This is a genomic window from Streptomyces sp. NPDC059787 (assembly GCF_042732315.1).
GTDB classification, from domain to species: Bacteria; Actinomycetota; Actinomycetes; order Streptomycetales; family Streptomycetaceae; genus Streptomyces; species Streptomyces atrovirens.
The window spans coordinates 46,586-70,268 of the sequence record NZ_JBHWHX010000009.1 but is presented as its reverse complement, the minus strand read 5'-3'; the positions used below and the strand labels follow the sequence as shown (position 1 = coordinate 70,268).

Here is a 23,683-nt window from a genome sequence, read left to right as displayed (position 1 = left end):
TGCAAGGAACACACACATGACCCACACCAGCCTGCCCGACACCTTCCTGTGGGGCGTCGCCACCGCGGGACACCAGAACGAGGGCGACAACAGCGCCAGCGACACCTGGTTCCTGGAGCACACGACGCCCTCGCTGTTCCGTGAGCCGAGCGGTCCGGCGTGCCGCGGTTACCAGCGGTGGGAGACGGACCTCGACCTGGCCGCCGGACTCGGGCTCAACGCCTTCCGGTTCTCCGTCGAATGGGCCCGCGTCGAACCCGAGCGCGGTGTCGTCTCCGCCGAGGCCCTCGACCACTACGAGCGCAAGGTCGACGGCTGTCTCGAGCGCGGGCTCGCCCCCCTGGTGACGTTCAGCCACTTCACCGCGCCGCACTGGTTCGCCGCGGCCGGTTCCTGGACCGCCGCCGACGCCCCCGACCGCTTCGCCGAGCAGTGCGACCGCGTCATGGCGCGCTTCGGCGACCGCCTCGCCCACGCCGTCACCCTCAACGAGCCCAACCTGGAACAGCTGCTGCAGGCGGGCGCGAAACTCCCGGCGGAGGCCGAGGCGGTCAAGACGCGGATGCTCGAAGCCGCCGCGCACGCCGCCGGGAGCGACACCTACGCCAGTGCGAACGTCATCCCCGCCCACCGGCAGGACGAGTTCCAGGACGCGTTCACCCGGGCGCACCGGGCCGCCCGCGACGCGATCAAGGCCCGCCGCGGCGACCTGCCCGTCGGTGTCTCCATCGCCATCGCCGACGAGGTGGCCCTCCCCGGCGGTGAGGGACGCCGGGACGCCAAGCGTGCCGCCGTCTACGACCACTGGCTGCGCGAGGCACGCCACGACGACTTCATCGGCGTGCAGAACTACGAGCGGATCGTCCACGGCCCCGACGGCGAGGTGACGCCCGAGGGCGAGCGCAACGGGATGGGCACCGTCATCGAGCCGGCCTCCCTCGCGGGCGCCGTGCGCTACGCCCACGAGGTGTCCGGGGTGCCGGTCCTCGTCACCGAACACGGCATCCAGACTTCGGACGACGCACAGCGCGCGGCCTTCGTCCCCGCCGCCGTCGAACACCTCGCGGCCGAGGTGCGCGCGGGGACGCCCGTCCTCGGGTACTGCCACTGGACGCTCATGGACAACTTCGAGTGGATCTTCGGATACGGTGCCCAGCTCGGGCTCCACGAGGTCGACCGCGACACCTTCGAGCGCCGCCCGAAGCCGAGCGCGAAGGCGTACGCGGACGTGGTGCGACGCCATCGGGGTCCGCTCGCCGGCGCCCCGAGCTGAGCCGGCGCGGCGCGGGGTAGGGAGGCTGGTATGAGTTCCCAGCCCGCGCCGCTGCTCGCGCTCGACCTGACCGGCACGTTCGCCTTCGGGCTGAACGGGGCGCTGACGGCGGTGCGCGCCGCGCGGCTGGACGTGGTCGGCGTGGTCGTCCTCGGCATGATCACCGCACTGGGCGGCGGCTTCGTCCGCGACGTCCTCATCGACTCGCTGCCGCCCGCCACCCTCCTGGACTGGCGCTATTACACGCTCGCCGCCTGCGGCGGGCTGATCGCCTTCGCGCTCAGCGGGCACCTGCGCCGGATCGAGGGGGCGATCGACGTGCTCGACGCCGTCGGGCTGAGCACCTTCGCGGTCATCGGCGCGACCAAGGCACTGGACGCCGGGCTCGGCGTCGCGCCCGCGATCCTGCTCGGCGTGATCACCGCGGTGGGCGGCGGCACGATCCGCGACACGCTCGTCGGTCAGGTCCCGACGGTGCTCCGCACCGGTCTGTACGCCATTCCGGCCCTGGTGGGCGCGGCGGTGACCGTCCTCACCGTCGAGACGGGCGTGTACGGGCTGCCGGCCGCGCTGGGAGCGGCGACGGCCTGCTTCCTGATCCGTGTGCTCGGCCTGCGCTTCGGCCTCGACGCACCCGAGCCGCCCGAGACCCGCAGGAGCGAGGACGCGGGGAAGGCCGGCGCGTAGACCGCCCCGGCCGGTTCACCCGTACGGCCGTCCGCCACGCCCCGTCCTCGTCCGGTGACCGAGGATGAGGGCTGGGAACCGCCCGCTCCAGGGGTCCGGAACACTCCCGCGAGGAGCCTCGATGACTCGTCCCGCCCAGACCGTGCTGACCGGCCTCGACACCGTCCGCGCCGGCGTGGAGGACCTCTACCGGGACCTGCACCGGCACCCCGAACTCGGCCTGCGGGAGCACCGTACGGCCAAGAAGGCGGCGGACGCCCTGCGGGAGTGCGGCTACGAGGTGACGGAGGGCATCGGCGGCACGGGCGTGATCGGGGTGCTCACGAACGGGGACGGCCCGGTCGTCATGGCGCGGGCCGACATGGACGCCCTCCCGGTCCGCGAACGGACCGGTCTGCCGTACGCCTCCACCGAGACGGTGACCGGCGGGGACGGCGACGAGCAGCCGGTGATGCACGCCTGCGGACACGACGTGCACGTGGCCTGCCTGATCGGCTGCGCACGGCTGCTGGCCGGGCGGCGGGACGCCTGGCGGGGCACGTTCGTGGCGCTCTTCCAGCCTTCGGAGGAGCAGGGGAACGGCGCCGAAGCCATGATCGACGACGGTCTCACCGAGAAGGCGCCCCGGCCGGACGTCGTCCTCGCCCAGCACGTCCTGCCCTATCCCGCCGGCTACGTCGGCATCCGCGCGGGATCCTTCCTGTCCGCCGCGGACAGTCTGCGCGTCACCGTCCACGGACGCGGGGCGCACGGCTCGATGCCGCAGGCGGCGGTCGACCCCGTGGTGGCGGCCGCCATGATCGTCGTACGTCTGCAGACCGTCGTCTCCCGGGAGCTGGCCGCCACCACCCCCGCCGTGGTGACGGTGGGCAGCGTCCACGCCGGCAGCGGCCCCAACGTCATCCCGGACCGGGCCGTCATCGAGCTCAACGTCCGCACCTACGACGACGCCACGCGCACGCACGTCCTGGACGCGATCGAGCGGATCGTCAGGGCCGAGTGCGAGGCGTCCCGCTCCCCCGGGCCCCCCGAGATCGAGCGGATCGCCTCCTTCCCGCCCACCGTCAACGACGAGGAACCCACCCGCCGCGTCGCGGACGCCTTCGCCGCCCACTTCGGCGACGACGCCCACACCGTCGAACTGCAGACCGCCAGCGAGGACATGAGCGAGATCCCCCGGGCGTTCGGGGCGCCGTTCACGTACTGGGCGATCGGCGGCACCGACCCGGAACGCTACGCCGAGGCCGTGAGGAACGGCACCGTCGCCGAGGACATCCCGGTCAACCACAGCGCCGGCTTCGCGCCCGTCGTCCAGCCGACCCTGGACACCGGAACCGCCGCGATGACGGTGGCCGCCCTGGCCTGGCTCGGCGGCTGAGCCGCGTCCGGCCTCCCTTCGTGACCCGGACGGCGCAGCAGTCGGTTGCTCCAGGTGCCCACGGGTCGGCGGAACGCGACGATCGGGTGAGGAGAGACAGGAAGGACACCCATGCACCACGCACCGCGCGGGTCCCTGGCCGCTGTGATCGCCCCGGTCCTCGGCGCACCGCTCCCCGCCGGGACCGCCCGCCCCGCCTCCGGCACGTTCTCCCGCTGAAGAGCCCCGGCCCGGGCGGAGCGGGCGGCCAGGAAGGGGGACACCCGTGACACGCGCGGAGAGCGCCCCGCCCTCCCAGACCAGGGCCGGGCGGCGTTCGCTGGCGGCCCAGCTCGCCGATCCGGTACGCACCTACCTGGCCACCGAGGCGGGCAGCGCCGGGCTGCTCCTGGCGGCCGTCGTGGTGGCCCTGGGGTGGGCCAACTCGCCCTGGTCCGGGGGGTACGAGTCGCTCTGGGCGACCGAGGCGTCCGTGTCGCTCGGCGACGCCGGACTCTCCATGGACCTGGGGCACTGGGTGAGCGACGGCCTGATGGCCCTCTTCTTCTTCGTCGTCGGCCTGGAGGTCCGCTACGAGTCCTCGGTCGGCTCGCTGGCCGGCCGCCGCCGCGTGCTGCTCCCGGCCGCGGCCGGTATCGGCGGCATGGTCGTTCCGGTGCTGTTCTACCTGGCGATCGCCCCCTGGGGCGAGGCCGGCGGCGGCTGGGGCACGGTCATCGGCACCGACACGGCCTTCATGCTCGGGGCGCTCGCCGTGGTGGGGCCCCGGTTCGTCACCCAGCTGCGCGTCTTCCTGCTGGCCGTCACCGTCATCGACGACATCGTGGCGGTCAGTGTGATCGGCCTGGTCTACTCGGACACGGTCCGCCCGCTGCCGCTGCTGGCGGCACTCGCCCTCTGCGTGGTCCTCGCCGCGCTGACCCCGCTGGGCGCCTGGCGCGCGGCGCCGTACCTCCTCGTCGTGCTCGCGCTGTGGCTCGCCACCCTCGCGTCCGGTCTCCACGCCTCCATCGCCGGCATGCTCGGCGGTCTCCTCATCCCCGCCCACGCCCCCGCGCCCGAGGCGGTGGACCGCGCCACCCGGCTCGCCCGCGCCTTCCGCCAGTCGCCCCGCGCCGATGTGGGGCTGTCGGCACGTCTGGGGCTGCAACGGGCGGTCTCGGTCAACGAGCGGCTGCAACTGATGCTGCACCCCTGGGCGAGCTACGTGGTCGTCCCGCTGTTCGCCCTGGCCAGCGCCGGCATCGACCTGCGCGGGGGCGTCCTGGGCAGTGCCCTGTCCTCCCGGCTCACCTGGGCCGTCGTCGTCGGCCTCGTGGCCGGGAAGCTCCTGGGCGTGTGGGGCGGGGCCCGGCTCGGCACCCGCCTCCGCCTCGGGAAGCTCCCCCAGGGAGTGGGCCCGGGACACGTCGTGGGCGGTGCCGTGCTGTCCGGGATCGGCTTCACCGTCTCCCTGCTGATCGCCGGCCTCGCCTTCGACGATCCGGCCCTGCGCGACCGGGCGATCGTCGGTGTCCTGCTGGCCGCCGTGTTCGCCACCGCCCTGGGGTGGCTCGCGTTCCACCTCGCCGCCGTCCTGCGCGGCGAGACGGACGCCGACCTGCCCCGTGTCCTCGACCGCCCGGTCGACCCGGCCACGGACCACATCGCCGGCCCCCCGGACGCGCCCCTCACCCTGGTGGAGTACGGCGACTTCGAATGCCCCTACTGCGCCCGCGCCACCGGCGTCACCAGGGAACTGCGGGAGCGCTTCGGCGACCGGCTCCGTTACGTCTTCCGGCACCTGCCGCTCCCCGACGTCCACCCGCACGCCGTGCTCGCCGCCCGGGCCGCCGTCGCCGCCGGCGCGCAGGGGCGCTTCTGGCAGATGCACGACCTGCTGTACGAGCACCAGGACCGGCTGGAGTTCGAGGACATCGCCGCGTACGCCATCGAGATCGGACTCGACGTGGCGCGGTTCCTCGAGGACATCGACGACGAGGAGACCGCCGAGCGGGTACGGGCCGACGCGGCCGGCGCCGAGGCCAGTGGCGCCCTCGGCACACCGACCTTCTTCGTCGGCGACCGGCGGCACACCGGGCCGTACGACGCGGAGACGCTCGCCGGCGAGCTCGAGGAATCCGCGTCCCACGGCTCGTCCTGAACCCGCCGCCGGCCCGTACCCGTACGCTCAGCGGCGCAGGGTGGTCTCGCTCTCCATGTGCGACAGCTTCTCGGGGTTGCGCACGGCGTAGAGGCCGGTGATGCGGCCGTCGTCGACGCGCACCGCGAGGACGGTGTCGAGCACGCCGTCGAGCCCGACGATCAGCGCGGGGCGGCCGTTGACCTCCGCCGGCCGCAGCGACACCTCGGCGGTGAGCCTGCCCAGTCCGCCCTGCAGCAGGCGGGCCACCTTGTCGGCCCCCACGACGGGCTTGAGGACGGCCTGCCTGATGCCGCCGCCGTCGCCCAGGAGGACGACGTCCGGCGCGAGGACGTCGAGCAGGCCCTGCAGATCGCCCGTCTCGACCGCCCGCCGGAAGGCGTCGAGGGCGTCCCGTGTCTCGGCCGGTGACACGGCCCCGCGCGGCCGGCGTGCCGCGACGTGCGCCCGTGCCCGGTGCGCGATCTGGCGCACCGCGGCCGGGCTCTTGTCGACGGCTCCGGCGATCTCGTCGTACTCGAGGCCGAACACCTCGCGCAGCACGAACACCGCCCGCTCGGTGGGGGCGAGCGTCTCCAGCACCAGCAGCATCGCCATCGAGACGCTGTCGGCGAGCTCGACGTCCTCGGCCACGTCGGGTGCGGTGAGCAGCGGTTCGGGGAGCCAGGAGCCGACGTAGGACTCCTTGCGGCGGCCGAGCGTACGCAGCCTGCTCAGCGCCTGCCGGGTGGTGATCCGTACGAGGTACGCCCGCCGGTCCCGCACCGCGGCGAGGTCGACGCCCGCCCAGCGCAGCCAGGTCTCCTGCAGCACGTCCTCGGCGTCGGCGGCCGAGCCGAGCATCTCGTAGGCGACGGTGAACAGCAGGTTGCGGTGGGCGACGAACGCCTCGGTCGCCGCGTCCGTGTGCTCTGTTTCCTCGCTCTTCACCGGCTGCTCCCGCTCGGTCGCTTCCCACGGTCTCATGCACACAGGACGCCGGCCGCCGCGATTCTGTGACATGTGCGGGGAGGGATCGTCCGGAACACGGCCGTCCGCCCCGGCGTCCGGCCGTGTTCCGACCGGGGCGCCGGGGCGGACGCCGGCCGGGGGCTGTCAGCAGCCGATGGGGGCGGAGCCGACGGCCACGTCGTCGAACCACAGCGTGTCGTCGCCCGTCCCGTAGCTCTCCCAGCCCAGCCGCAGGGCGGTGGGGCGAGGCGGGGTGGTGCGGGCGAGCCACTGCCGGTCGATGTCCTGCGTCGGCACACCGTCGGCGTGCAGGCCCGCGACCTGCTCGTCGCCGAGCCAGGTGTCGAGTCCGGGGGCCGTCGTGTCGATCGCGAAGCGCAGGCACTGCCAGCTTCCCGTCGGCAGCGGCCTGCTCAGCGCCACGCCGGCCGGGCTCTGCGCCGGCAGGGTGGCGTCGTCGCTCTCCCGGTTCCACTGCAGGGCGCCGTTCTGGCCGCCGACGCGCAGGCTCCGCCCGCTCTGGGAGGAGTCGGGCAGGGACACGAAGGTGACGTGGGCGGAGGGGAGGGCGGTGGTGTGCCTCACCCACATGCGTACGTGCGTCACCGGACCGACCGAGGAGAGGTCCGCGGTGGCGGCGGCGAAAGCGTGGTTGCAGTAGCCGGCCCGGCCGTCGATCCGCAGCGACCGGCTGCCGCTGTGCGCGACGGCGGTGTCCACGGCGGCCGTTCCGGTGCCCTGGCAGTCGGGTGCGGTGAAGTGCCAGTCGCCGGACGGGGTGGAGCCGGTCTGGTCCTCGAAGTCCGAGCAGATCACCGCGCTGCCGCAGTCGGCGCTCGGCGGCGGGGTCGTGGGCGGTGGGGTGGTGGGGGGCGTGGTCGGCGGCGTGGTGCCGTCACCTCCGCACGGCACACCGTCGAGGGCGAAGTCGCTCGGTGCGGGGTCGGCCGAACGCCAGGTCCCCTGCAGACCGAACTCGGCGGCACCTCCCGTGGGCAGCGCGCCGTTCCAGCTCGTACCGGTGGCGACGACGGACCCGCCGGTCTGGGTGACGGTCGCGTTCCACGCCGAGGTCACCCGCTGGTCGCCGGTGTAGGTCCAGCTCAGCCGCCAGCCGTCGAGCGCCGGACCGAGATTGGTGACCTTGATCTGTGCGGTGTAGCCGTCGGCCCACTTGTTCACGGTGTAGTCGACCCGGCAGCCGGTCTCCGCACCGCTCGCGGGCAGCACCGTGAGGGCGGACGCCGACAGCACGGCGGCGGTGAGGACCGCCGTCCAGGGCCGGCGCGGTAATCGTGCGAGGAGAGCGCGCACTTGTGCCTCCGAGGTGGGGGGTGGGGGTGGGACGTACGAGGTGCGTAAGCAGGGTGCGGGATTGGGAGCGCTCCCAGCCGGCGGGACGGGGGTCCGGCCGGCCGGACCCCCGTCGAAGGTCAGCTCGTGGGGAAGTCGTCAGGGGTGCTGATCCGGCTCTTGAGCAGCGCGCCGGACTCGGTCAGTACGCCACTGCCGCTGTAGTCGGTGCCGTCACAGGTGCCGGGCCTGAACGCCGCACTGCCCTCGTCGGCGTCGGAGTAGGTCCAGTTCGCGTAGCTGATCTTCAGCTGGTCGAGCAGGTCCAGCCAGGCCGTGCTGCTCGCCCGGTCCACCGCTCCACCGCCGGTGGCGCTCACCGTGCCGAACTCGGAGACGAACAGCGGGAGTCGGGAGGCCGCCCGGCTCACCGTGGCGCGGTAGTTGTCCTTGTGACTCGCGGCGTAGAAGTGGAACGCGTACATGATGTTGGTGGCGTCGACGGGGTTGTTGACGACCTCGCTCTCGCTGGAGCCGTCCGAGACGCCCAGCGAGGACCAGCCGCGGGTGCCGACGATGACGACGGCGTCCGGGTCGGCGGCCCGGATCACCGGGATGACCTGCTCGGCGTAGCTCTTGATGCCCGCCCAACTCACGCCGTTGGGCTCGTTGGCGATCTCGTAGATCACGTTGTTCTTGCCGGCGTTGCGGGCGGCGACGGAGGCGAAGAACGTCTTGGCGCGGTCGAGGTTGAAGTTCGGGTCGCCCGGCGTGAGGGTGTGGAAGTCGATCACGGCGTACATGCCACGGTCCTCGGCCATGTCGACGAGGCCGTTCACCCGGTTGGTGAAGCCCGCGGGGTCGGTCTCGTAACCGTCCTCCTGCACGTACATGGAGATGCGCAGCAGGTCCGACCGCCAGTCCTCCGCGAGCGCGTCCAGGGACGCGGTGTTGTAGCACTGGCTGAACCACTGGATGCCGTGGGTGCTCATGCCGCGCAGCTGGATGGGGCGGTCGTGCTGGTTGCACAGGTTCACTCCGCAGACGTGCAGCTGTCCGTTGATGTCCACGGGGGTGCCGTCGTCCGGGGTGGGCGGGGGTTCTTCGACGGAGCCCGTACAGGCGACGCCGTCGAGCGTGAACGCCGTGGGCCGCGGGTTGGCGCCCGTGAAGGAGCCGGTGAATCCCACGTCGACGGTCGCGCCGGTGGCCAGCGTGCGGTTCCAGTCGACAGCGGCGGCGGTGACCGTGGAGCCGGACTGCGACCAGGTGGCGTTCCAGCCCTGGACGACCTTCTGCCCGGCGTCCGGCATGGTGAACCCGAGCGTCCACCCGGAGACGGGGGCTCCCAGGTTGGTGATCCTCACTCCGGCCTGGAAGCCGCCCTGCCACTGACTGGCCACCGTGTAGTCGACCCTGCAGCCGGTGGCGGCCACCGCCTGCGGACCGGACAGTGCCGTGAGGCCCAGGACCGTCGCACAGGTCGCCAGTAAGGCCAAAAAGCGTTTCAAAGCGTTCCTCCTCGTGCGATGCGAACTCGTGCGATGCGAACTCGTGCGATGCGAACTCGTGCGATGCGAACTCGTGCGATGACTCGCGTCATGCGGGCACAGCGTGGTGCTGCGCGATGGGAGCGCTCCCAAAGCCCATCGGCCCGAGACCGTACACCGACGCGCCGACGCGCGATAGCCGTGCGACGGCCGAAGAATGCCGCGGCGCGGGTGACCGCTGTTCACACGGAGGCGTCCGGCCCCGTCGACGCGGACGGTGGCGCACGTCACACTTCCCTCCTGTCACAGGGAGCGGGTCGCCGGCATCTCGTGTTCAGACCAGCCCAACACCGCGAATGAGCACGAGTGAGGACGAAACCATGGATACCCGATTCAACCTGTTCGAGAACGAGCTCGCCGCCAGGTTCGCCAAGCGGTTCGCCGGCGCGGCCCTGGTGATCCACGACTCGCCGCTGCCGAAGTCCACCCAGGAGTTGGTGTCGCTGCGCGCCAGCCAGATCAACGGCTGCGGCCACTGCGTCGACATGCACGTCAAGGAGGCCGCGGCCGCCGGTGAGAGCGCGGTCCGGCTCCACCTGGTCGCCACCTGGCGCGAGTCCACCGTGTTCACCGAGGCCGAGCGGGCGGCACTGGCCCTCGCCGAGGAGGGCACCCGCCTCGCCGACGCCTCCGAGGGCGTCTCCGACGAGACCTGGGCCCGGGTGCGCAAGCACTACGACGACGACCAGACCGCCGCGCTGGTCACCCTGGTCGCCCTGATCAACGCGGCCAACCGGCTCGCGGTGATCACCCACCAGAAGGGCGGCTCGTACGAGGCGGGCATGTTCGCGGCGGCGGTCGGGAGCTGACCGGAGGACGCCTCGGTCCGGTCCGGGATCGTGTGACCCGGGCCGGTCGCCCGATCGACGTGCCGCAGGACGCCTGACGCCTGTCCGGCCTCGCCGGCGGCCGCACGAGCCGCACCACGTGTGGATCTCAGGAGGTCTTCGCGTGGCCCATGCCGTCGGGGCGCCCGGACGCTCCCCCGTCACGTCACGACGTACGCGCCCGGCCGGCCGGTGGTCCGGTGTCCGGCCGGGCGCCCGTCCGTCAGATCGGGAAGTGCGCGTGTCCCCTGACCTGCGCCGTGACCCAGCGGGTGTCGGTGAAGGCCTCGGCGCCGGCCTGGCCGCCGAAGCGGCCGTAGCCGGAGCTCTTCACGCCGCCGAAGGGGGCCTGCGGTTCGTCGGCGATGGACTGGTCGTTGACGTGGACGATGCCGGTGCGCAGCCGGCCGGCGACCTCCAGGCCCTCGGCCAGGTCCTCGGTGATGACGCCCGCGGTGAGCCCGTACGGGGTGTCGTTGGCGAGCGCGACGGCCTCGTCGGCGTCGTCGACGACGTGGACGACGGTCGCCGGGCCGAAGATCTCGTCGTAGTAGATCTTCATCTCCTTGGTGACCCCGGTGAGGACGACCGGGCGGATCAGGGTGCCCGGTTCCTCGATCTCGCCGGTGCCCGCGGCCAGTTCGGCGCCGTGGGAGACCGCGTCCGCGACGAGTGACGCGACCCGGCGGGCGGCGGCCTCGTTCACGACCGGGCCGACGGCCGTGGCCGGGTCGCTCGGGTCGCCGCAGGGCAGTGCCCGGACGCGGGCGGCGAACTTGGCGGTGAACTCGTCGGCGACCGAGCGGTGGACGATGACCCGGTCCACGCACATGCAGATCTGGCCCGCGTTCATGAAGGAGCCGAAGACCGCGGCGTCCACCGCGTAGTCGACGTCCGCGTCCTCCAGTACCAGCAGGGGGTTCTTGCCGCCGAGCTCGAGGACGGCGGGCTTGAGGTGCCGGGCGGCCTGGACGCCGATGGCGCGGCCGACCTCCGTGGAACCGGTGAAGTTGACCATCCGCACCCGGGGGTCGGCGATCAGCGCGGAGACCACCTCGGCCGCGTCGGCGCGGTCGTTGGTGACGACGTTGAGCACGCCCGCGGGCAGCCCCGCCTCGTGCAGCACGTCGGAGATCAGCAGACCGCAGGCGATCGGCGCGTCCTCGCTGGGCTTCATCACCACGGTGTTGCCCGTCGCGATCGGCAACGCCACCGCACGGACGCCGAGGATGACGGGCGCGTTCCACGGCGAGATCGCGGCGATCACCCCCTTGGGCACCCGCACCTGCGTGGAGTGGACGCCGTCGGCGTCGGTGGCGAGGACCTGGCCGGTCGGGCGGCTGACCTCGGCCGCCGCCTCCAGCAGGATGTCGGCGGCCAGGTGGGCGTTGAAGCCCGCCCAGGGTGCGACGCCGCCGACCTCCGTGGCCATCAGCCGTACGACCTCCTCGGCGCGCTCGGCCATCAGCTGCGCGGCGCGCAGGAGGATCCGGCGGCGCTCGGCCGGCCTGGTCGCGGCCCACGGCTCGAACGCGGCGTCGGCGGCGTCCACGGCACGGCGTACGTCGTCCGGGGTGCCCGCGGCGACCTCCGCGCAGACGGCGCCGGTCCAGGGGTTGGTGTCGGTCGCGGTGCGGCCGGAGGAGGCGGGGACCTCCTGGCCGTTGATGATCAGTCCTCGGGAGACGGACACGGGATGCTCCTGTACGGGGGTTGTGAGGGCTCAGGCCTGGGCGGGCGAGGGTGCGGGGCCGGCGGCCCCGCGGGTGCGCAGGGCGCGGTGGGCGAGGCCGACGAGGGCCGGGGCGACCACCGGCGCGATCATGTAGTTCCAGAAGTGTTCGTACGTACCGGAGAGCAGGGCCGGGCCGAAGGCGCGCGCCGGGTTGATGCTCGCGCCGGTCACGGTGCCCAGGGCCGCGACGACCACGCCCACTCCGATGCCGATGACCGCCGGGATCAGCGCCCCCAGAGCGGGTCTGGTCATCACCAGCGCCACCGTGACGAAGACCGCGGCGAGTGCGGCGCCCTCGATGAGGAACAGTTCGACCGTACCCGTCCCGGGTGCGGGGTGCACGGCCCCGTGTCCGACCTGGCGCACGGCTCCGCCCCACACCAGTCCGGCCAGCGCGGTGCCGGCCGCGGATCCGGCGAGCTGCGCGGTGACGTACGGGAGGACGGCGCGGGACGGGAAGAGACCGCTCGACCACAGGAAGACGGTGACGCCGGGGTGCATGTGGCCCCCGGACCCGCGGCCGGGCGGCGAGTACATCAGGCCCGCGATGAGCGCGGCGACCGCGACTCCCGCGACGGCGAACAGGGTGTCCGGGTCACCGATCGCCAGCGGCGACCCGGGGTGGGCCAGCCAGCGGATCAAGCTCACCACGGCGAAGAGAAGCACCGTGGTCAGCGCGAACTCGTACACGCTGTGCCGGACGAGATCCGCGCGGCTCTGGGCGGAAGTGCTCATGGAGTCCTCATCAGGGGCAGGGGCGGCCCGGCGGGATGCGTCCCGCAGCACACCGGGCCACTATTTTTTCGCTGAGTGAACTTACTTTCATTGACCGAGTGCGCTGAGTGTGTGCGATCGCCGAGACGGCTGTCAATGGCCGGTAGCGTTCTCCTGAGGACGGGTACGGCCGCATGCGCCGGGAAGCCGACATACGGGAGGAAGTGCCATGGCGCCGGGCGTCTCGAAGGCAGCAGCGCCGATGACATCCGCGCCGGCCGACTCCCCGGCGGAAGCCGCCGGCCCGCTGGAGCGCGGGCTGGCCGTGCTGCGGATCGTGGCGGACGCCCCCCACTCCGTACGTCCGGGCGACCTCACGCGCGCGACCGGCCTGGCGCGTTCGACCGTCGACCGGATCGCCGCGACCCTGACCCACCTCGGCCATCTGCGCGCCGTGGGACGCGACCTCGTGCCGGCCCCGCGCCTGATGGAGTTCGGCAACGCCTACCTGCACGCGAGCGGCATGTCCCGCGCGCTGCGGCCGGGCCTCGGCCGGCTGGCCCGCGCCCTCGACGAGTCGGTCTCGGCGATCGTCCTCGACGGCTGCGACGCGCGCATCGTCGGCAAGGCCGTCCCGCCCGGCCGGGTGATCCCCCTGGGTTTCCGCGTCGGCGACCTGCTGCCCGCCGAGCGCTGCGCGGCCGGTGCCGTACTCGCCGCCGGATGGGGGCCCGACACGTACGACGCGTGGCGGGCCCGCCGTGCCGCCGACCCCCTGGACGAGAACTTCCCGGCCGTCCCCGCGCGCCGCACCGCTCCCGTCCCCGAGCGGACGGAGGCCGACTTCGCCGCCTGGACCGCGGCGGCCGACGCGGACGGCTGGGCGCTGGACGACCAGCTGGTCGCCCCGGGCCTGGTCGCACTGGCGGTCCCGGTACGCGACCCCGACGGCCGGCCCGTCTGCGCGATCAGCGTGCTGGCGCACACCAGCCGCCACAGCGGCGACGGACTGCGCGAGCACGCGCTGGCCACGATGACGGAGGAGGCCCGGCGCACAGCGGACGAGCTGTACGACACCTCGAAGGCGACCGCCGCGCCACCCGCCGCCCCCGCCTACGCCGACGCCAAGCCGGAACTGGGGCCGTCCTTCCTCCAGGCACTGGCCAGGGGCCTCGCCGTCCTGACCGCGCTCGGCCGGCAGCGCGGCGGCCTCACCCTCGCCGAGGCCGCCGAGGCCTCCGGGCTCTCGTACCCCAGCACCCGCCGCAATCTCCTGACGCTCCGTCAACTGGGTTACGTGGAACAGCTCGGCCGCCGCTTCCTGCCGTCCCCGCGCGTCCTGGAGCTCGGCTACGCGCGGCTGTCCACCCTCGGTCTCGCCGACATCGCCCAGCCCCATCTGACCGAACTGGCAGGGCGGGTACGGGAGTCGGCCTCACTGGCGGTCCTCGACGGCACCGAGGTCCACTATGTGGCCCGTGCCGCCGCCCAGCAGATCACCAGCGCCCGGATCATGCCCGGCACACGGCTGCCCGCGTACGCCACCTCCATGGGCCGGGTCCTCCTCGCGGACCTGCCCGAGGCGGACCGGCGGGACCGGATCGACGCCTCGCACCCCCGGGCCCTGACCCCGCACACGCTCACCTCGCCCGACGCGCTCGCCGCCGTGCTGGACCGGGTCGCCGATGAGCGACACGCGCTGGTCGAGCAGGAGTTGGAGGCGGGGCTGCGCTCCCTGGCCGTCCCGGTCCGGGACCGGGACGGACGGGCCGTCGGAGCCGTGAACATCGCCCTGCACGCCGGCCCCGAGCCGCCCGAACACACCAGGGAGACCCTCCTCCCCGCGCTGCGCGCCTGCGCGGCCCGCATCGAGTCGGACCTGGCGGTCGCGTTCGCCGACGGCCCCGTACAGACGGTCTGACCGCCCCGCCGGCCGGACATCCGCGCAGGGGACGTCGTCACCGGCGCAGAACTTCCTCTCGGGTGTCCCCGGGAGGAAGAACACCACGGCGTTGGACGTCCAGGGGCCGGTCACGTCCGGCGCGGGCCCGGGCGGGACGCCCCGCAGAGGCGCGGTCCGGCTCACTGACCGCACTCGACTGCCGCCAGGTCGTCCGACGATCGCCCCGCCCGGACGACGACTCCTCTCGTACCGGAACGGTCGAACCGTGTCTCCCCCGTCGTTCCTGGCCGACACCCTCGGCGACTTCGGCGGTGGCGGGCGTTCCCGTGCCCGGCCCGCTCACGGCCGAAGCGGCCTCAGCACGCCCAGCCGCTGCAACTCCACGATGTGCTCCGCCGCCCGTCGCGGCGCTTCACCACCGCTCACCAGCACTCCCGCCTCGATGTTGCGGTGGGCCGCGGACTCGGTCAGGTTGGCACTGCCCAGGAACAGTGTGCGGCGGTCGGCCACCGCGAGCTTGGCGTGCTGACGTGAGTGGGGGTGGCCGTCCGGGGCGCGGGCCCAGTGCCACAGGATCACCCCGGGAACGGAGGCGAACGCCTCGGCCGGTTCCCGTCCCTTGAGGAGTCCCCTCGCCCCGGCCAGCGTCTCGACCACGACGTGGATCCTCACGCCCCGTTCGGCGGCTGCCGTGAGAGCCAGGGTCAGAGCCGGATACGGGCGGGCCGCGTAGGTCATGGCCAGCAGCTCGTCCTGGGCCTCGTCGATGACGTCGACCAGCACCCGGGCGGTCGCCCGCACCGGCACGCCCGGTGTCGAGGGGCCGCTCCACACGGTGCGGACCCGCACCCTGTCCCGGGCGCTCAGCAGGGCCGCGACGTACCCCCGCACGTAGGCGGCCGCCTCGGCGTACGGGACCGAGTCCTGCTCCATCGCGTCGTACAGGTCCGCGACGACCGCGTCGGCCCCCGGTGCGGTCAGTTCGGCCAGGGCCCGCTCCCTGGTTCCCCGCCGCGCCAGCAGACCGACGAGGTCCTTGCTCCGGGACAGGCCGAGGACCGCCACGGCGGACTCCGCGGCGGCCTCGAACGCGCGCCGGCTCACGGCAGCAGGCCGACCGGTGTCAGTACCTGTTCCCTGTCCCCGGACAGCGGAACGAGGAAGCGACGGTCGAGGAACCGGTTGGCGCGCTCGCACGTGGTCTCGGAGACGAAGAGGCAGACGTGACAGGCCGCCCCGTGGAGGTAGTCGCCCGGGTCGTGGGGCAGACGCTCGGAACAGAGAGGGTCGGCCGAGCAGTGCCCGGCGTCGGCCAGGGCCCGGCGGACGATCCTGCCGAACTCGCGCTCCTCGGCGAGCGAGACCAGCCCGCCGAGGGTGCCCTCGGAGTCCGGGACGGCCGTGTAGATCAGGATGCCCGTCCTCGGGTTCTGTTCGTCGCCGGCGTAGATCCGCTCGGCCAGCGAGGCCGAGCTGTAGCCGCATTCCAGTGCGATGGTGCGGATCAGCAGGTGGGACAGGGTGTGCAGGGCGATGTAGCGAGCGCCGGGCCAGCCGTGGAAGGGATCGAAGTCGCTCGTCTTGCGGTCCGACTTCCGGTTGGTCCGGAACCGGCCGTAGGCCTCCCGGTGGGCCTCCATCTGTGGCGACTTCTCCATGCGCGCCGCCCACTCCGCCATGAGGTCGTCCCGCACGCGCAGGAAGATTCCCTCTCCGCGGACCTCGCTGGCGGGCACCCAGTTCTGTGTGCCCCGGGACAGGTCCACGCGGGTCGCGATCTCCGGGGATTCGGGATCGGGTGCGTCGAGCCGCGTGAAGCCGATGAGGGCGCGCGCCTCGCGGAGCCGCTCGACCTGGCGGACGTCCCCGAAGAGCTCGTCCAGCGGGGCCGGGACGGGGACCGGCCTGAGAGCGAAGTCGTCGCTGGGTGGGGGGACGGGGCCGGAGAGCGCCTCCCACTCGGGACGGAACAGGTCCGCCTGGACGTCGGGGGCGGACGGAGCCGGCCCGTCCGTTCCCTGCTTGCGGGCCACGAGTGCCGCGAAGACCGCGTCCGCGTCGTATTCCTTGAGGAATCCGAACTGGGGCAGGCGCGCCATGAAGGCGAGTTCGCTCCGGTCCTCGACCTTCTCCAGCTCCGGCCAGTGGTCGTCGAGCAGCTTGTCGATGTCACCGCCCTGTCCCTTGGGCAGCGCGAGCGCGCTGAGGGTGAGCGGGAACCACTGGTTGGAGGCTCCCGCGACCATCAGGACCGGGTCCCGGTCGCAGCCGCCCGCTTCATAGGTGCCCAGGTGAGGGTGGCGGCCACGGCAGTGGGGCAGGTGACGCCGACCGCGTTCGCCCATGGCTTCGCGGATGTTGCGCTTCGCACCGCAGGCGACGCATTCGAGGGTGACGTTGGCGGCCTGGTTGCCGCCGTGGTCCTTCATGCGCAGCTTGGGCCGCGGCATCTTCGCGCAGGCCTGCCCGTGGTGGACGAACGGGGTGTACGGGAACTCGTCGAGATGGCCCGCCGTGCAGACGAGGGTGAAGCGGGCCGCCACGGCGAGCGGTGGCTTGCCCCGCTTGCAGTCGTGGACGAACTTGGCCTCGTGCGGTGTGCGCGGGTTGGCGTTGAGGAAGGTGAACTCGTCGGAGTCGACCGCGGCCAGGACGTTGCAGGCCGTGCAGCGCAGCCATTGCGGAAACGGCGCGACGGGCACTCCGACTCCCTGCGCCGCCCAGCCCTTGGGGTCCGTGTCCCCGCCTTCCAGCCAGGGGGCCGCTCGCAGCTGCTCGATCTGTCCGCGCCCGTAGCGCTGCAGCGAGCGGTTGACGGCGGCGCGCAGCCGGGGCTCGTCGATGTCGTAGTCGGTGATGCCGGAGTAGCTCCAGGCGTCGAGACCCCTGACGAGGACGGAGAAGTTCGGCAGGTCGACGAGCGAGCCGACGCCGGCGGTGAACATGAGGTGGCTGGGGCGGACGGCCCCGACCCGGCGGTTGCTCCTGGTGTTCATCGCTGTGCCTTCCTGGGCGTGTCCGCGGTGGTCGTCCCGTACTCGTCGCTGTCCACGGTGGTCGCGAGATCGGGGTCGGTCTCGCTCTCCGCCGCCCCGAAGTTCCAGTCCGGGCCTCCTCCCGAGGGGTTCTCGAGGAAGGCTCCGCCGCCGGGCAGCAGGAGGTTGATCTCGTTCTCCGTCTCGCGCATCGACATGCCGACGGTCAGTTCCGTCCACCGGGATCCGTCGGCCCGCCTCAGCAGCCCGTTCACGACGGTGGTCTTGTGCTTCTCCTTGCGGTAGCCGAGGGCCGAGCTGTTCTCGTCCCGTTTGCGGCGCCACTCGTCCTTCAGCCGGTCCAGCCGTTCGCTCAGGTACTGACGGGGCAGCTCGCCCCCCACCCGTTCGGCGCGCTCCAGCAGCCTGCGTTCCACGTCCCTGGCGAGGGGGCCGTCCAGATCGACGTGGTGGGCGTCCAGGTTGCGCGAGGTGTCGTGGGCCGCCTGGCGCAACGCCGCCACGTAGGTGGCGGCGACGCCCCGGTCCAGGGCGCGCCGGGTGAACGGAGTGACGGAGAGGGCCTCGACCTGCCGGTAGAACGTGGCGTGGTAGTGCTCGAAGTCCTCGTAGTGGGCCAGGTCCCTCGGGCGTGACCAGTTGTAGAGGGTGACGACGAGACCGGGCCGTGAGGCGTCACGGCCGACGCGCGAAGAGGCCTGGATGTACTCGGCGGTGTTCTTGGGCTGACCGACGACCAGCATCAGACCGAACCGTGAGACGTCGACGCCGACCTGGAGCATGGAGGTGGCGAGGACGACGTCCACGGCCTGCCGGGCGATCGGCGTCATGGCCGCGCGGGGTTCCCGCTTCTCCTTCGCCGCGACCGCGTACTCCCGCAGGAACGCGCGTCGCCGTTCCGAGGTGTCCCGCTCGGGGTCGAACCCGGTCTCCAGACGCTTGAGGGCGGCACCGATGTCGGAGGAGGAGATGCGTGAGGTCAGTTCCTGGATGCCGAGCATGCCCGTCCGGCTCACGATCCGGTCGGCCAGTGTGGCCCGGCCCCTGCGACTGCCGTTGGAGCGGACCCGGGTCGTGATGTCGTCGTCCATGTAGCGCCGCATGCCCGCGAGTTCGCGCGTCGCGTTGAAGTAGCCGACCAGGGTCATGTACGGGTCCGCCGGCTTGCCGTAGTCGTCGAAGAGCTGCTGCCCGGCGAGGAGGAGGATCTCGGCGACCCGGATCTCGGCGGCCTTGAGGCGGGTGCCGTGCGCGCACACGCCCAGGTAGCGCCGGCCGGGGTCGGTACGGCTCAGTTCGACCTGGCGGGAGAAGAACGTGTCCCCGACGTCGAGGACCTGCGGCGGGAAGACGGCGACCTTGCGCCCGAAGACGCCCAGTACCTGCTCGGCGGCCCGTTTGGTCGTCGCCGTCGAGGCGACGATCTTGGGCCCGGTCTCGTGGTGCCGGCCCTGGGCGTCGGTGAGGCTCCAGGTGCACAGCTGGTCGACGGCGGACTCGAAGAGGCCGACGGTGGTGCCGAGGGCGCCGGAGATCAGGTGCAGCTCGTCCTGGATGATCAGGTCCGGGGGTCGCAGCCGCGTCACCGGCTGCGCGGTGACGCCGGGCAGGTCGCCCCTGGCGTTGTGGCGGCTCCCGCAGCCGGTCTTGGCGTCGAGGTCGTCGTGCCGGTAGCCGTGGCGCGGGCACAGCTCGGTGACCCTGCCGAACAGCAGTCCGGCGTACCCGTTCCAGGGCAGCTGGGCGAACTTGTCCACGGTGGCGATCAGCAGGGAGGGCGCGAGCCGGTAGATCTCCTCGTCGACCGTGAGCACCGGGACGCCCTCGCCGGGCGACTCGCGCCGGGAGAAGGGGCAGCGGTCCTCGCCCTCCCCGCGCGGGCAGTACAGCAGGACGCGGCGCCGTGCTTCGTCGTACTCCATGTGGGAGCGGGCCGTCAGTCCGCTTCCGCACCACGGGCAGGTGAGGACCTGGAGGACGCGGGCGTGCTTGTCGCTGGCGCTCTCCTTGGCCTCGGCGATCTGGTCCTTGGCCTCGTCGAACCAGTTGGGCGAGACGGAGGTCCCCACCCACAGCCCGATGCGGAACGGGGTGGCGCCCCAGCGGGCGTCCCGTGCGAACTCCTCGCGGCGCAGTACCTCACAGGCGCTGACCAGGGCGGCGGCGCGCTGGAACTGCTGGGCGGTCAGGAGGCGGAGGGTGTAGCGCATGAGGACGCCGACGCCCGCCTCACCGCTGTGTGCTTCCGTGCCCGAGCCGATCGTGCCCTGCAGGCGGCGCAGCGCGAAGGTGTAGGCGGCGAGGCCGAGGTAGGCCTCGGTCTTGCCGCCACCGGTCGGGAAGAACAGCAGGTCGACGAGGGCTTCGCGGCCGGTACCGCGGTGGGGGTGTCCGGGCCGGCTGAGGGAGTCGAGGTTGAGCAGGACGAAGGCGAGCTGGAAGGGACGCCAGCTCGCTGCCGCCTTGCCCTTGGCGTGGACCTCGTCGTACGCCTCCCGGTAGGAGGCGCGGTCGTCCTCGCGGCCGGCGCGGGCCGACGCGATGGCGGTGTTGCGACGCTGGAGCGCCATGGCCCGGTTGGCGAACCGGAAGGCCTCCAGGGCCGTGTCGTCGGCCACGAGCCGGTCGATGCCCAGGGTTATCCGGTCGCAGATGTCCAGTGCCTGGTCGATGGCCGCGTCGGCCGATGCGCGCAGGTCGTCGGGGAGCGAGCGGGCCTTGTGACGCTGCTGGTCGAGCCAGGTGCCGTAGCCGTCGGCGAGCGGGGCCAGCGCGGCGCTGAGTTCGGTCCGGCGGGCGGGCACCGCGAGAGCCGCGAGTTCGTCCATGCCGAGTTCGAGGCCGCGGAGCAGATCCTGCCCCTCCACGGTGGGTGCGGTGGTGGCCCGGACGTCGTACTCGGGGAGCCAGGTGGTGGTGAGCCGGTGGGCGTTGCGCTCTCCGTCCCGCACCTGGGCGTGCACGGCGACGTTGCGGCCCTTGGCGTGGCTGAGGCTGTCCCGGTAGAGGAGCCGGAGCCGGCGTTCCTCGGCGTCCTCCGCGCCGTTGCCGCGGTTGGCGTGATCGAGCGGGTCGTCGACCGGGAGGAAGACGGCCGCCTGGTCGTCCGGGAAGGCGGTGACGTCGATCCCGGTCTGGAAGAGCCAGTGGGCGTCGCGGGCCTCGCGGCTGTCCTGCTGCCGGTTCACCAGAGCCAGTTCGACGATCCGGAGGTCCTCGGTGCCGCCTCCGCCGGAGTGCCTGCGCACCTGCACGTCGAGGACGGCCGCTCCCTCTTCGAGTTCGACGATCCGGTCCGCCAGGTCCGTCACGTCGATGTCCACCGGGTGCTCGACGGGCTCGCGCGACCAGACCCTGCGGGTCGTGCCGCGGTCGGTGGCCTCCTCCGACTGCGTGTAGCGCCCCCAGCGGACGGTGACGCTGAGCGTGCCGACGGAGACGGGAACCGTGAAGGACAGCCCCATGGACGACGCCCAGATGTGACCGGCGGCCTGCGGGGTCAGCCGGTCCTGCAGCTCGGTGTCGTCCCCCTCCTGCTCGTCGCCCGACTCCCCGTCCGCGCTCTGGGCGGCCACGAGCGCGATCCGGTCTGCGGTGACGTCCTGTGGCCGCGGGCCGAGCATGCCCACGAGATACCGGTCGCGCGGCCCGGATGAGGCGTTCGGCAGCGTCTCTGTCTCTCCGTCCCAGGGGCCCAGCAGATCACGGCGGATGTAGGTCACGAGTCCGTCGCGCACCTCGTACGAGTCCCCGGCTCGGAATGTCTGGGGCACCTCGTCGAGTGGGTGCGGAACAGCGGCCTGGGCGGGCTGGGCCGGCATGCGGTGGGTCCTTCCGGACGGATCCGATGAGCACGAACGGTGGTAGGAGGTGGGACAGCATCTGAAGAATAGACCGTTGACTCAGTTCACACAACGAGTATGGGACGCTCTGTCGCTCCGGCCGGCCGCAGTCTCTAGGCTGGCTCCGACCGCCGCCCACCCGTCACCGAGGACGCCGATGCCCCGACTCGCTCTCTCCGACGACTTCGTCGTGGACCTCATCTCGCTGCAGAGACCGGTCCAGAAGGAAGTCAGCGACGCGATCCAGATGTTCCGCGGCATGACCGTCCCCCAGCTCCACGCGAGCAAGGGCATGCACCTGGAGAAGCTCGAGCGGGCACGCGACCCCCGGATCCGCACCATACGCATCACCAAGTTCTACCGGGGTGTCCTCCTGGCCCCCGACGACGGCAGCGAGCTGTTCATGCTCCTGCGGGTCGCCCCGCACGACGAGGCGATCAACTGGGCCTGCAAGCGCGCCTACTCGGTCAACAGCGCCACCCGCGGGGTGGAGGTGCGCAACGTCGAGGCCCTCGAGCAGATGGAGACCTACTTCGAGACCAAGGCGGACACCACTCCCACCCGCCTCTTCGAGAAACACTCCGACACCGTTCTGCGCGACCTCGGCGTCGACGACCAGGTGCTGAAGCTGGCCCGCGTCTGCGTCACCGTCGACGACCTGGCCGTCATGGCACCGCCCATGATGCCCTCCGACCAGTACGAGGTGCTGTGGTTCCTGGCGCAGGGCGAGTCCCCCGAGGACGTCTGGGAGCAGCTGATCGCGCCGCGCGGACAGACCGTCCGCACGGCGGAGGAACGGCCCGCGGTCACCCTCACCGAGGCGATCCTCAACACCTCCGACCGCATCGTGGAGGTGACGGGCCCCGGCGAGCTGGAACGCATCCTCAGCGAGGACTTCACCCGCTGGCGGATCTTCCTCCACCCTGCCCAGCGCCGGTACGCCTACCATCCCGGTTTCAACGGCCCCGCCCAGGTCACCGGTGGACCCGGCACCGGCAAGACGGTGGTCGCCCTGCACCGCGTACGGCACCTGCTGCGCACCGGCCGTGAGGGCGAGCGGATCCTGCTGACCACCTTCACCAACGCCATGGCGGCCACCCTGCGGGACAGTCTCGCGCTGCTGCTCGGTGACGCCGACGCCCGTCTGCTGGACCGCGTCGACGTCACGACGGTGGACTCGCTCGCCGCGCGGGTCGTCCGGGAGGCGCGGGGCGGTTCACCGAAACCCCTCTCGGCCGCCGCCGAGAAGAGCGCCTGGACCCGTGCCGCCGCGCGCGAGGAACTGCCCTGGACGGAACAGTTCCTGTCCCAGGAGTTCCGCAACGTCGTCCTGGCCCAGGGGCTGCGCACGCCGGAGGAGTACCTGCGCTGTGTGCGCCGCGGACGCGGCACGCAGGTGGGCCGGGTGCAACGGGCCCGGCTGTGGCGGGTGATGGAGCGGTTCACGGCGGATCTCGCCTCGCGCGACTCGGCGACGTACACGCAACTGTGCGACCAGGCGGCGCGCGTCCTCGCCGAGGGGCCGCCGCGTTACCGCCATGTCGTCGTGGACGAGGCGCAGGACCTGCATCCGGCCCAGTGGCGGGTGCTGCGCGCCTGCGTCGGCTCCGGGACCGACGACATGTTCCTGGTCGGCGACCCGCACCAGCGCATCTACGACTCCCGGGTCTCGCTGCGCTCGTTGGGGATCAACGTCCGGGGCCGTACGTCCCGGCTCCGCCTCAACTACCGCAGCACGGAGGAGATCCTGCGCTGGTCCGCGTCCCTCCTCGACGGTCAGCCGGTGGGCAGGCTCGGCGAGGACGACGACGAGGACGGCGGCCGGGACTCCCTGCACGGTTACCGGTCCCAGCTGCACGGCCGCGTCCCGGCGGCGCGCGGATACGGCAGCCAGGACGAGGAACTGCGGGCGCTGGTCGGGCAGGTGCGCACCTGGATCGAGCAGGACGGGATCAAGCCGTCCGAGGTGGCGGTGTGCGCCCGGTTCAACACCCTGGTCGACGCGGTCATCACGCGCCTGCGACGGGAGCGCGTCCCGGCGGTCGCCGTCAAGGACAATCCGGGGCCGGACGTCTCCGGTGTCCGCGTGGCCACCATGCACGCGATGAAGGGACTGGAGTTCCGGTGCGTGGCCGTGGTGGGCGTGACGTCGAACGTGCTGCCGTTCGCCCCGCAGGTGACGCCGGCCGCGGTCGATCCCGTCCAGCACCAGTCGGATCTGCTGGCCGAGCACTGCCTGCTGTTCGTGGCGTGCACACGGGCCCGCGACGCGCTGGCGATCTCGTGGAGCGGTGAGCGCAGCCGCCTGCTGGATCCGGTGGCCGGCTGAGACGTCCGGGGCCCCTGTGCCCCGGACCCCGCTTCGGGTCCGGGGCACCGCGGCCGTCACCG

The 23,683-nt window shown here is 72.6% G+C and carries 15 protein-coding genes; 7 read left to right on the top strand and 8 right to left on the bottom strand.

Going from position 1 to position 23,683, the window contains the following annotated elements:
* The first annotated feature begins 16 nt into the window (after positions 1-16).
* The 4 genes from ACFV5H_RS10865 to nhaA all read left to right on the top strand — a co-directional run bounded on the left by ACFV5H_RS10865 (position 17) and on the right by nhaA (position 5,481).
* Positions 17-1,273: a family 1 glycosylhydrolase gene (locus tag ACFV5H_RS10865; protein WP_385194104.1), complete on the top strand. Its 1,257-nt coding sequence runs from the start codon at positions 17-19 to the stop codon at positions 1,271-1,273.
* 30 nt (positions 1,274-1,303) lie between these two features.
* Positions 1,304-1,960 (top strand): trimeric intracellular cation channel family protein, encoded by a 657-nt coding sequence (locus tag ACFV5H_RS10860; RefSeq protein ID WP_385054569.1) that lies wholly within the window; start codon positions 1,304-1,306, stop codon positions 1,958-1,960.
* 121 nt (positions 1,961-2,081) lie between these two features.
* Positions 2,082-3,338: an amidohydrolase gene (locus ACFV5H_RS10855; RefSeq protein ID WP_385054572.1), complete on the top strand. Its 1,257-nt coding sequence runs from the start codon at positions 2,082-2,084 to the stop codon at positions 3,336-3,338.
* Positions 3,339-3,603: 265 nt separating this feature from the next.
* The gene (nhaA, locus tag ACFV5H_RS10850) at positions 3,604-5,481 is read left to right on the top strand and encodes a Na+/H+ antiporter NhaA (RefSeq protein ID WP_385194102.1); all 1,878 of its coding nucleotides are present in this window, start codon (positions 3,604-3,606) and stop codon (positions 5,479-5,481) included.
* A 27-nt stretch (positions 5,482-5,508) separates the two neighbouring features.
* Here the strand turns inward: nhaA and ACFV5H_RS10845 are convergent, their stop codons facing one another.
* From ACFV5H_RS10845 to ACFV5H_RS10835, 3 genes are all read right to left on the bottom strand, one after another.
* Positions 5,509-6,447 (bottom strand): RNA polymerase sigma-70 factor, encoded by a 939-nt coding sequence (locus ACFV5H_RS10845; protein WP_385054578.1) that lies wholly within the window; start codon positions 6,445-6,447, stop codon positions 5,509-5,511.
* A 129-nt stretch (positions 6,448-6,576) separates the two neighbouring features.
* On the bottom strand, positions 6,577-7,746 hold the full coding sequence (locus ACFV5H_RS10840; protein ID WP_385054580.1) for a cellulose-binding domain-containing protein: 1,170 nt from the start codon (positions 7,744-7,746) through the stop codon (positions 6,577-6,579).
* 119 nt (positions 7,747-7,865) lie between these two features.
* Positions 7,866-9,236 (bottom strand): cellulase family glycosylhydrolase, encoded by a 1,371-nt coding sequence (locus ACFV5H_RS10835; protein WP_385194099.1) that lies wholly within the window; start codon positions 9,234-9,236, stop codon positions 7,866-7,868.
* A gap of 359 nt (positions 9,237-9,595) precedes the next feature.
* Between ACFV5H_RS10835 and ACFV5H_RS10830 the strand changes: the two genes are divergently transcribed.
* A complete protein-coding gene (locus ACFV5H_RS10830) occupies positions 9,596-10,084 on the top strand; it encodes a carboxymuconolactone decarboxylase family protein (RefSeq protein ID WP_385056961.1) in 489 nt (162 codons plus the stop codon).
* A gap of 241 nt (positions 10,085-10,325) precedes the next feature.
* On the opposite strand, the gene ACFV5H_RS10825 is transcribed toward ACFV5H_RS10830, so the two are convergent.
* The gene (locus ACFV5H_RS10825; protein ID WP_385194096.1) at positions 10,326-11,795 is read right to left on the bottom strand and encodes an aldehyde dehydrogenase family protein; all 1,470 of its coding nucleotides are present in this window, start codon (positions 11,793-11,795) and stop codon (positions 10,326-10,328) included.
* A 30-nt stretch (positions 11,796-11,825) separates the two neighbouring features.
* Positions 11,826-12,572: an aquaporin gene (locus ACFV5H_RS10820; RefSeq protein ID WP_385056966.1), complete on the bottom strand. Its 747-nt coding sequence runs from the start codon at positions 12,570-12,572 to the stop codon at positions 11,826-11,828.
* A gap of 241 nt (positions 12,573-12,813) precedes the next feature.
* On the opposite strand from ACFV5H_RS10820, the gene ACFV5H_RS10815 reads away from it, so the two are divergent.
* Positions 12,814-14,472, top strand: coding sequence for an IclR family transcriptional regulator C-terminal domain-containing protein (locus tag ACFV5H_RS10815; RefSeq protein WP_385056968.1), 1,659 nt, complete (start codon positions 12,814-12,816; stop codon positions 14,470-14,472).
* 321 nt (positions 14,473-14,793) lie between these two features.
* Here ACFV5H_RS10815 and drmC read toward each other — a convergent pair whose 3' ends face one another.
* The 3 genes from drmC to drmA are packed head-to-tail and all read right to left on the bottom strand — an operon-like array spanning position 14,794 to position 21,271.
* Positions 14,794-15,558, bottom strand: a complete 765-nt coding sequence (gene drmC / locus ACFV5H_RS10810; RefSeq protein WP_385056971.1) for a DISARM system phospholipase D-like protein DrmC — start codon at positions 15,556-15,558, stop codon at positions 14,794-14,796.
* The gene (drmB, locus tag ACFV5H_RS10805; RefSeq protein WP_385194094.1) at positions 15,555-17,450 is read right to left on the bottom strand and encodes a DrmB family protein; all 1,896 of its coding nucleotides are present in this window, start codon (positions 17,448-17,450) and stop codon (positions 15,555-15,557) included. The genes drmC and drmB overlap by 4 nt, the downstream gene beginning before the upstream one ends.
* Complete coding sequence (drmA, locus tag ACFV5H_RS10800) at positions 17,447-21,271, bottom strand: DISARM system helicase DrmA (RefSeq protein WP_385194092.1); 3,825 nt, start codon at positions 21,269-21,271, stop codon at positions 17,447-17,449. Before drmA ends, drmB begins: the two co-directional genes overlap by 4 nt.
* Before the next feature lie 178 nt (positions 21,272-21,449).
* Here drmA and ACFV5H_RS10795 point away from each other — a divergent pair, with 178 nt between their 5' ends.
* On the top strand, positions 21,450-23,621 hold the full coding sequence (locus tag ACFV5H_RS10795; protein ID WP_385056978.1) for a UvrD-helicase domain-containing protein: 2,172 nt from the start codon (positions 21,450-21,452) through the stop codon (positions 23,619-23,621).
* Positions 23,622-23,683 lie beyond the last annotated feature (62 nt).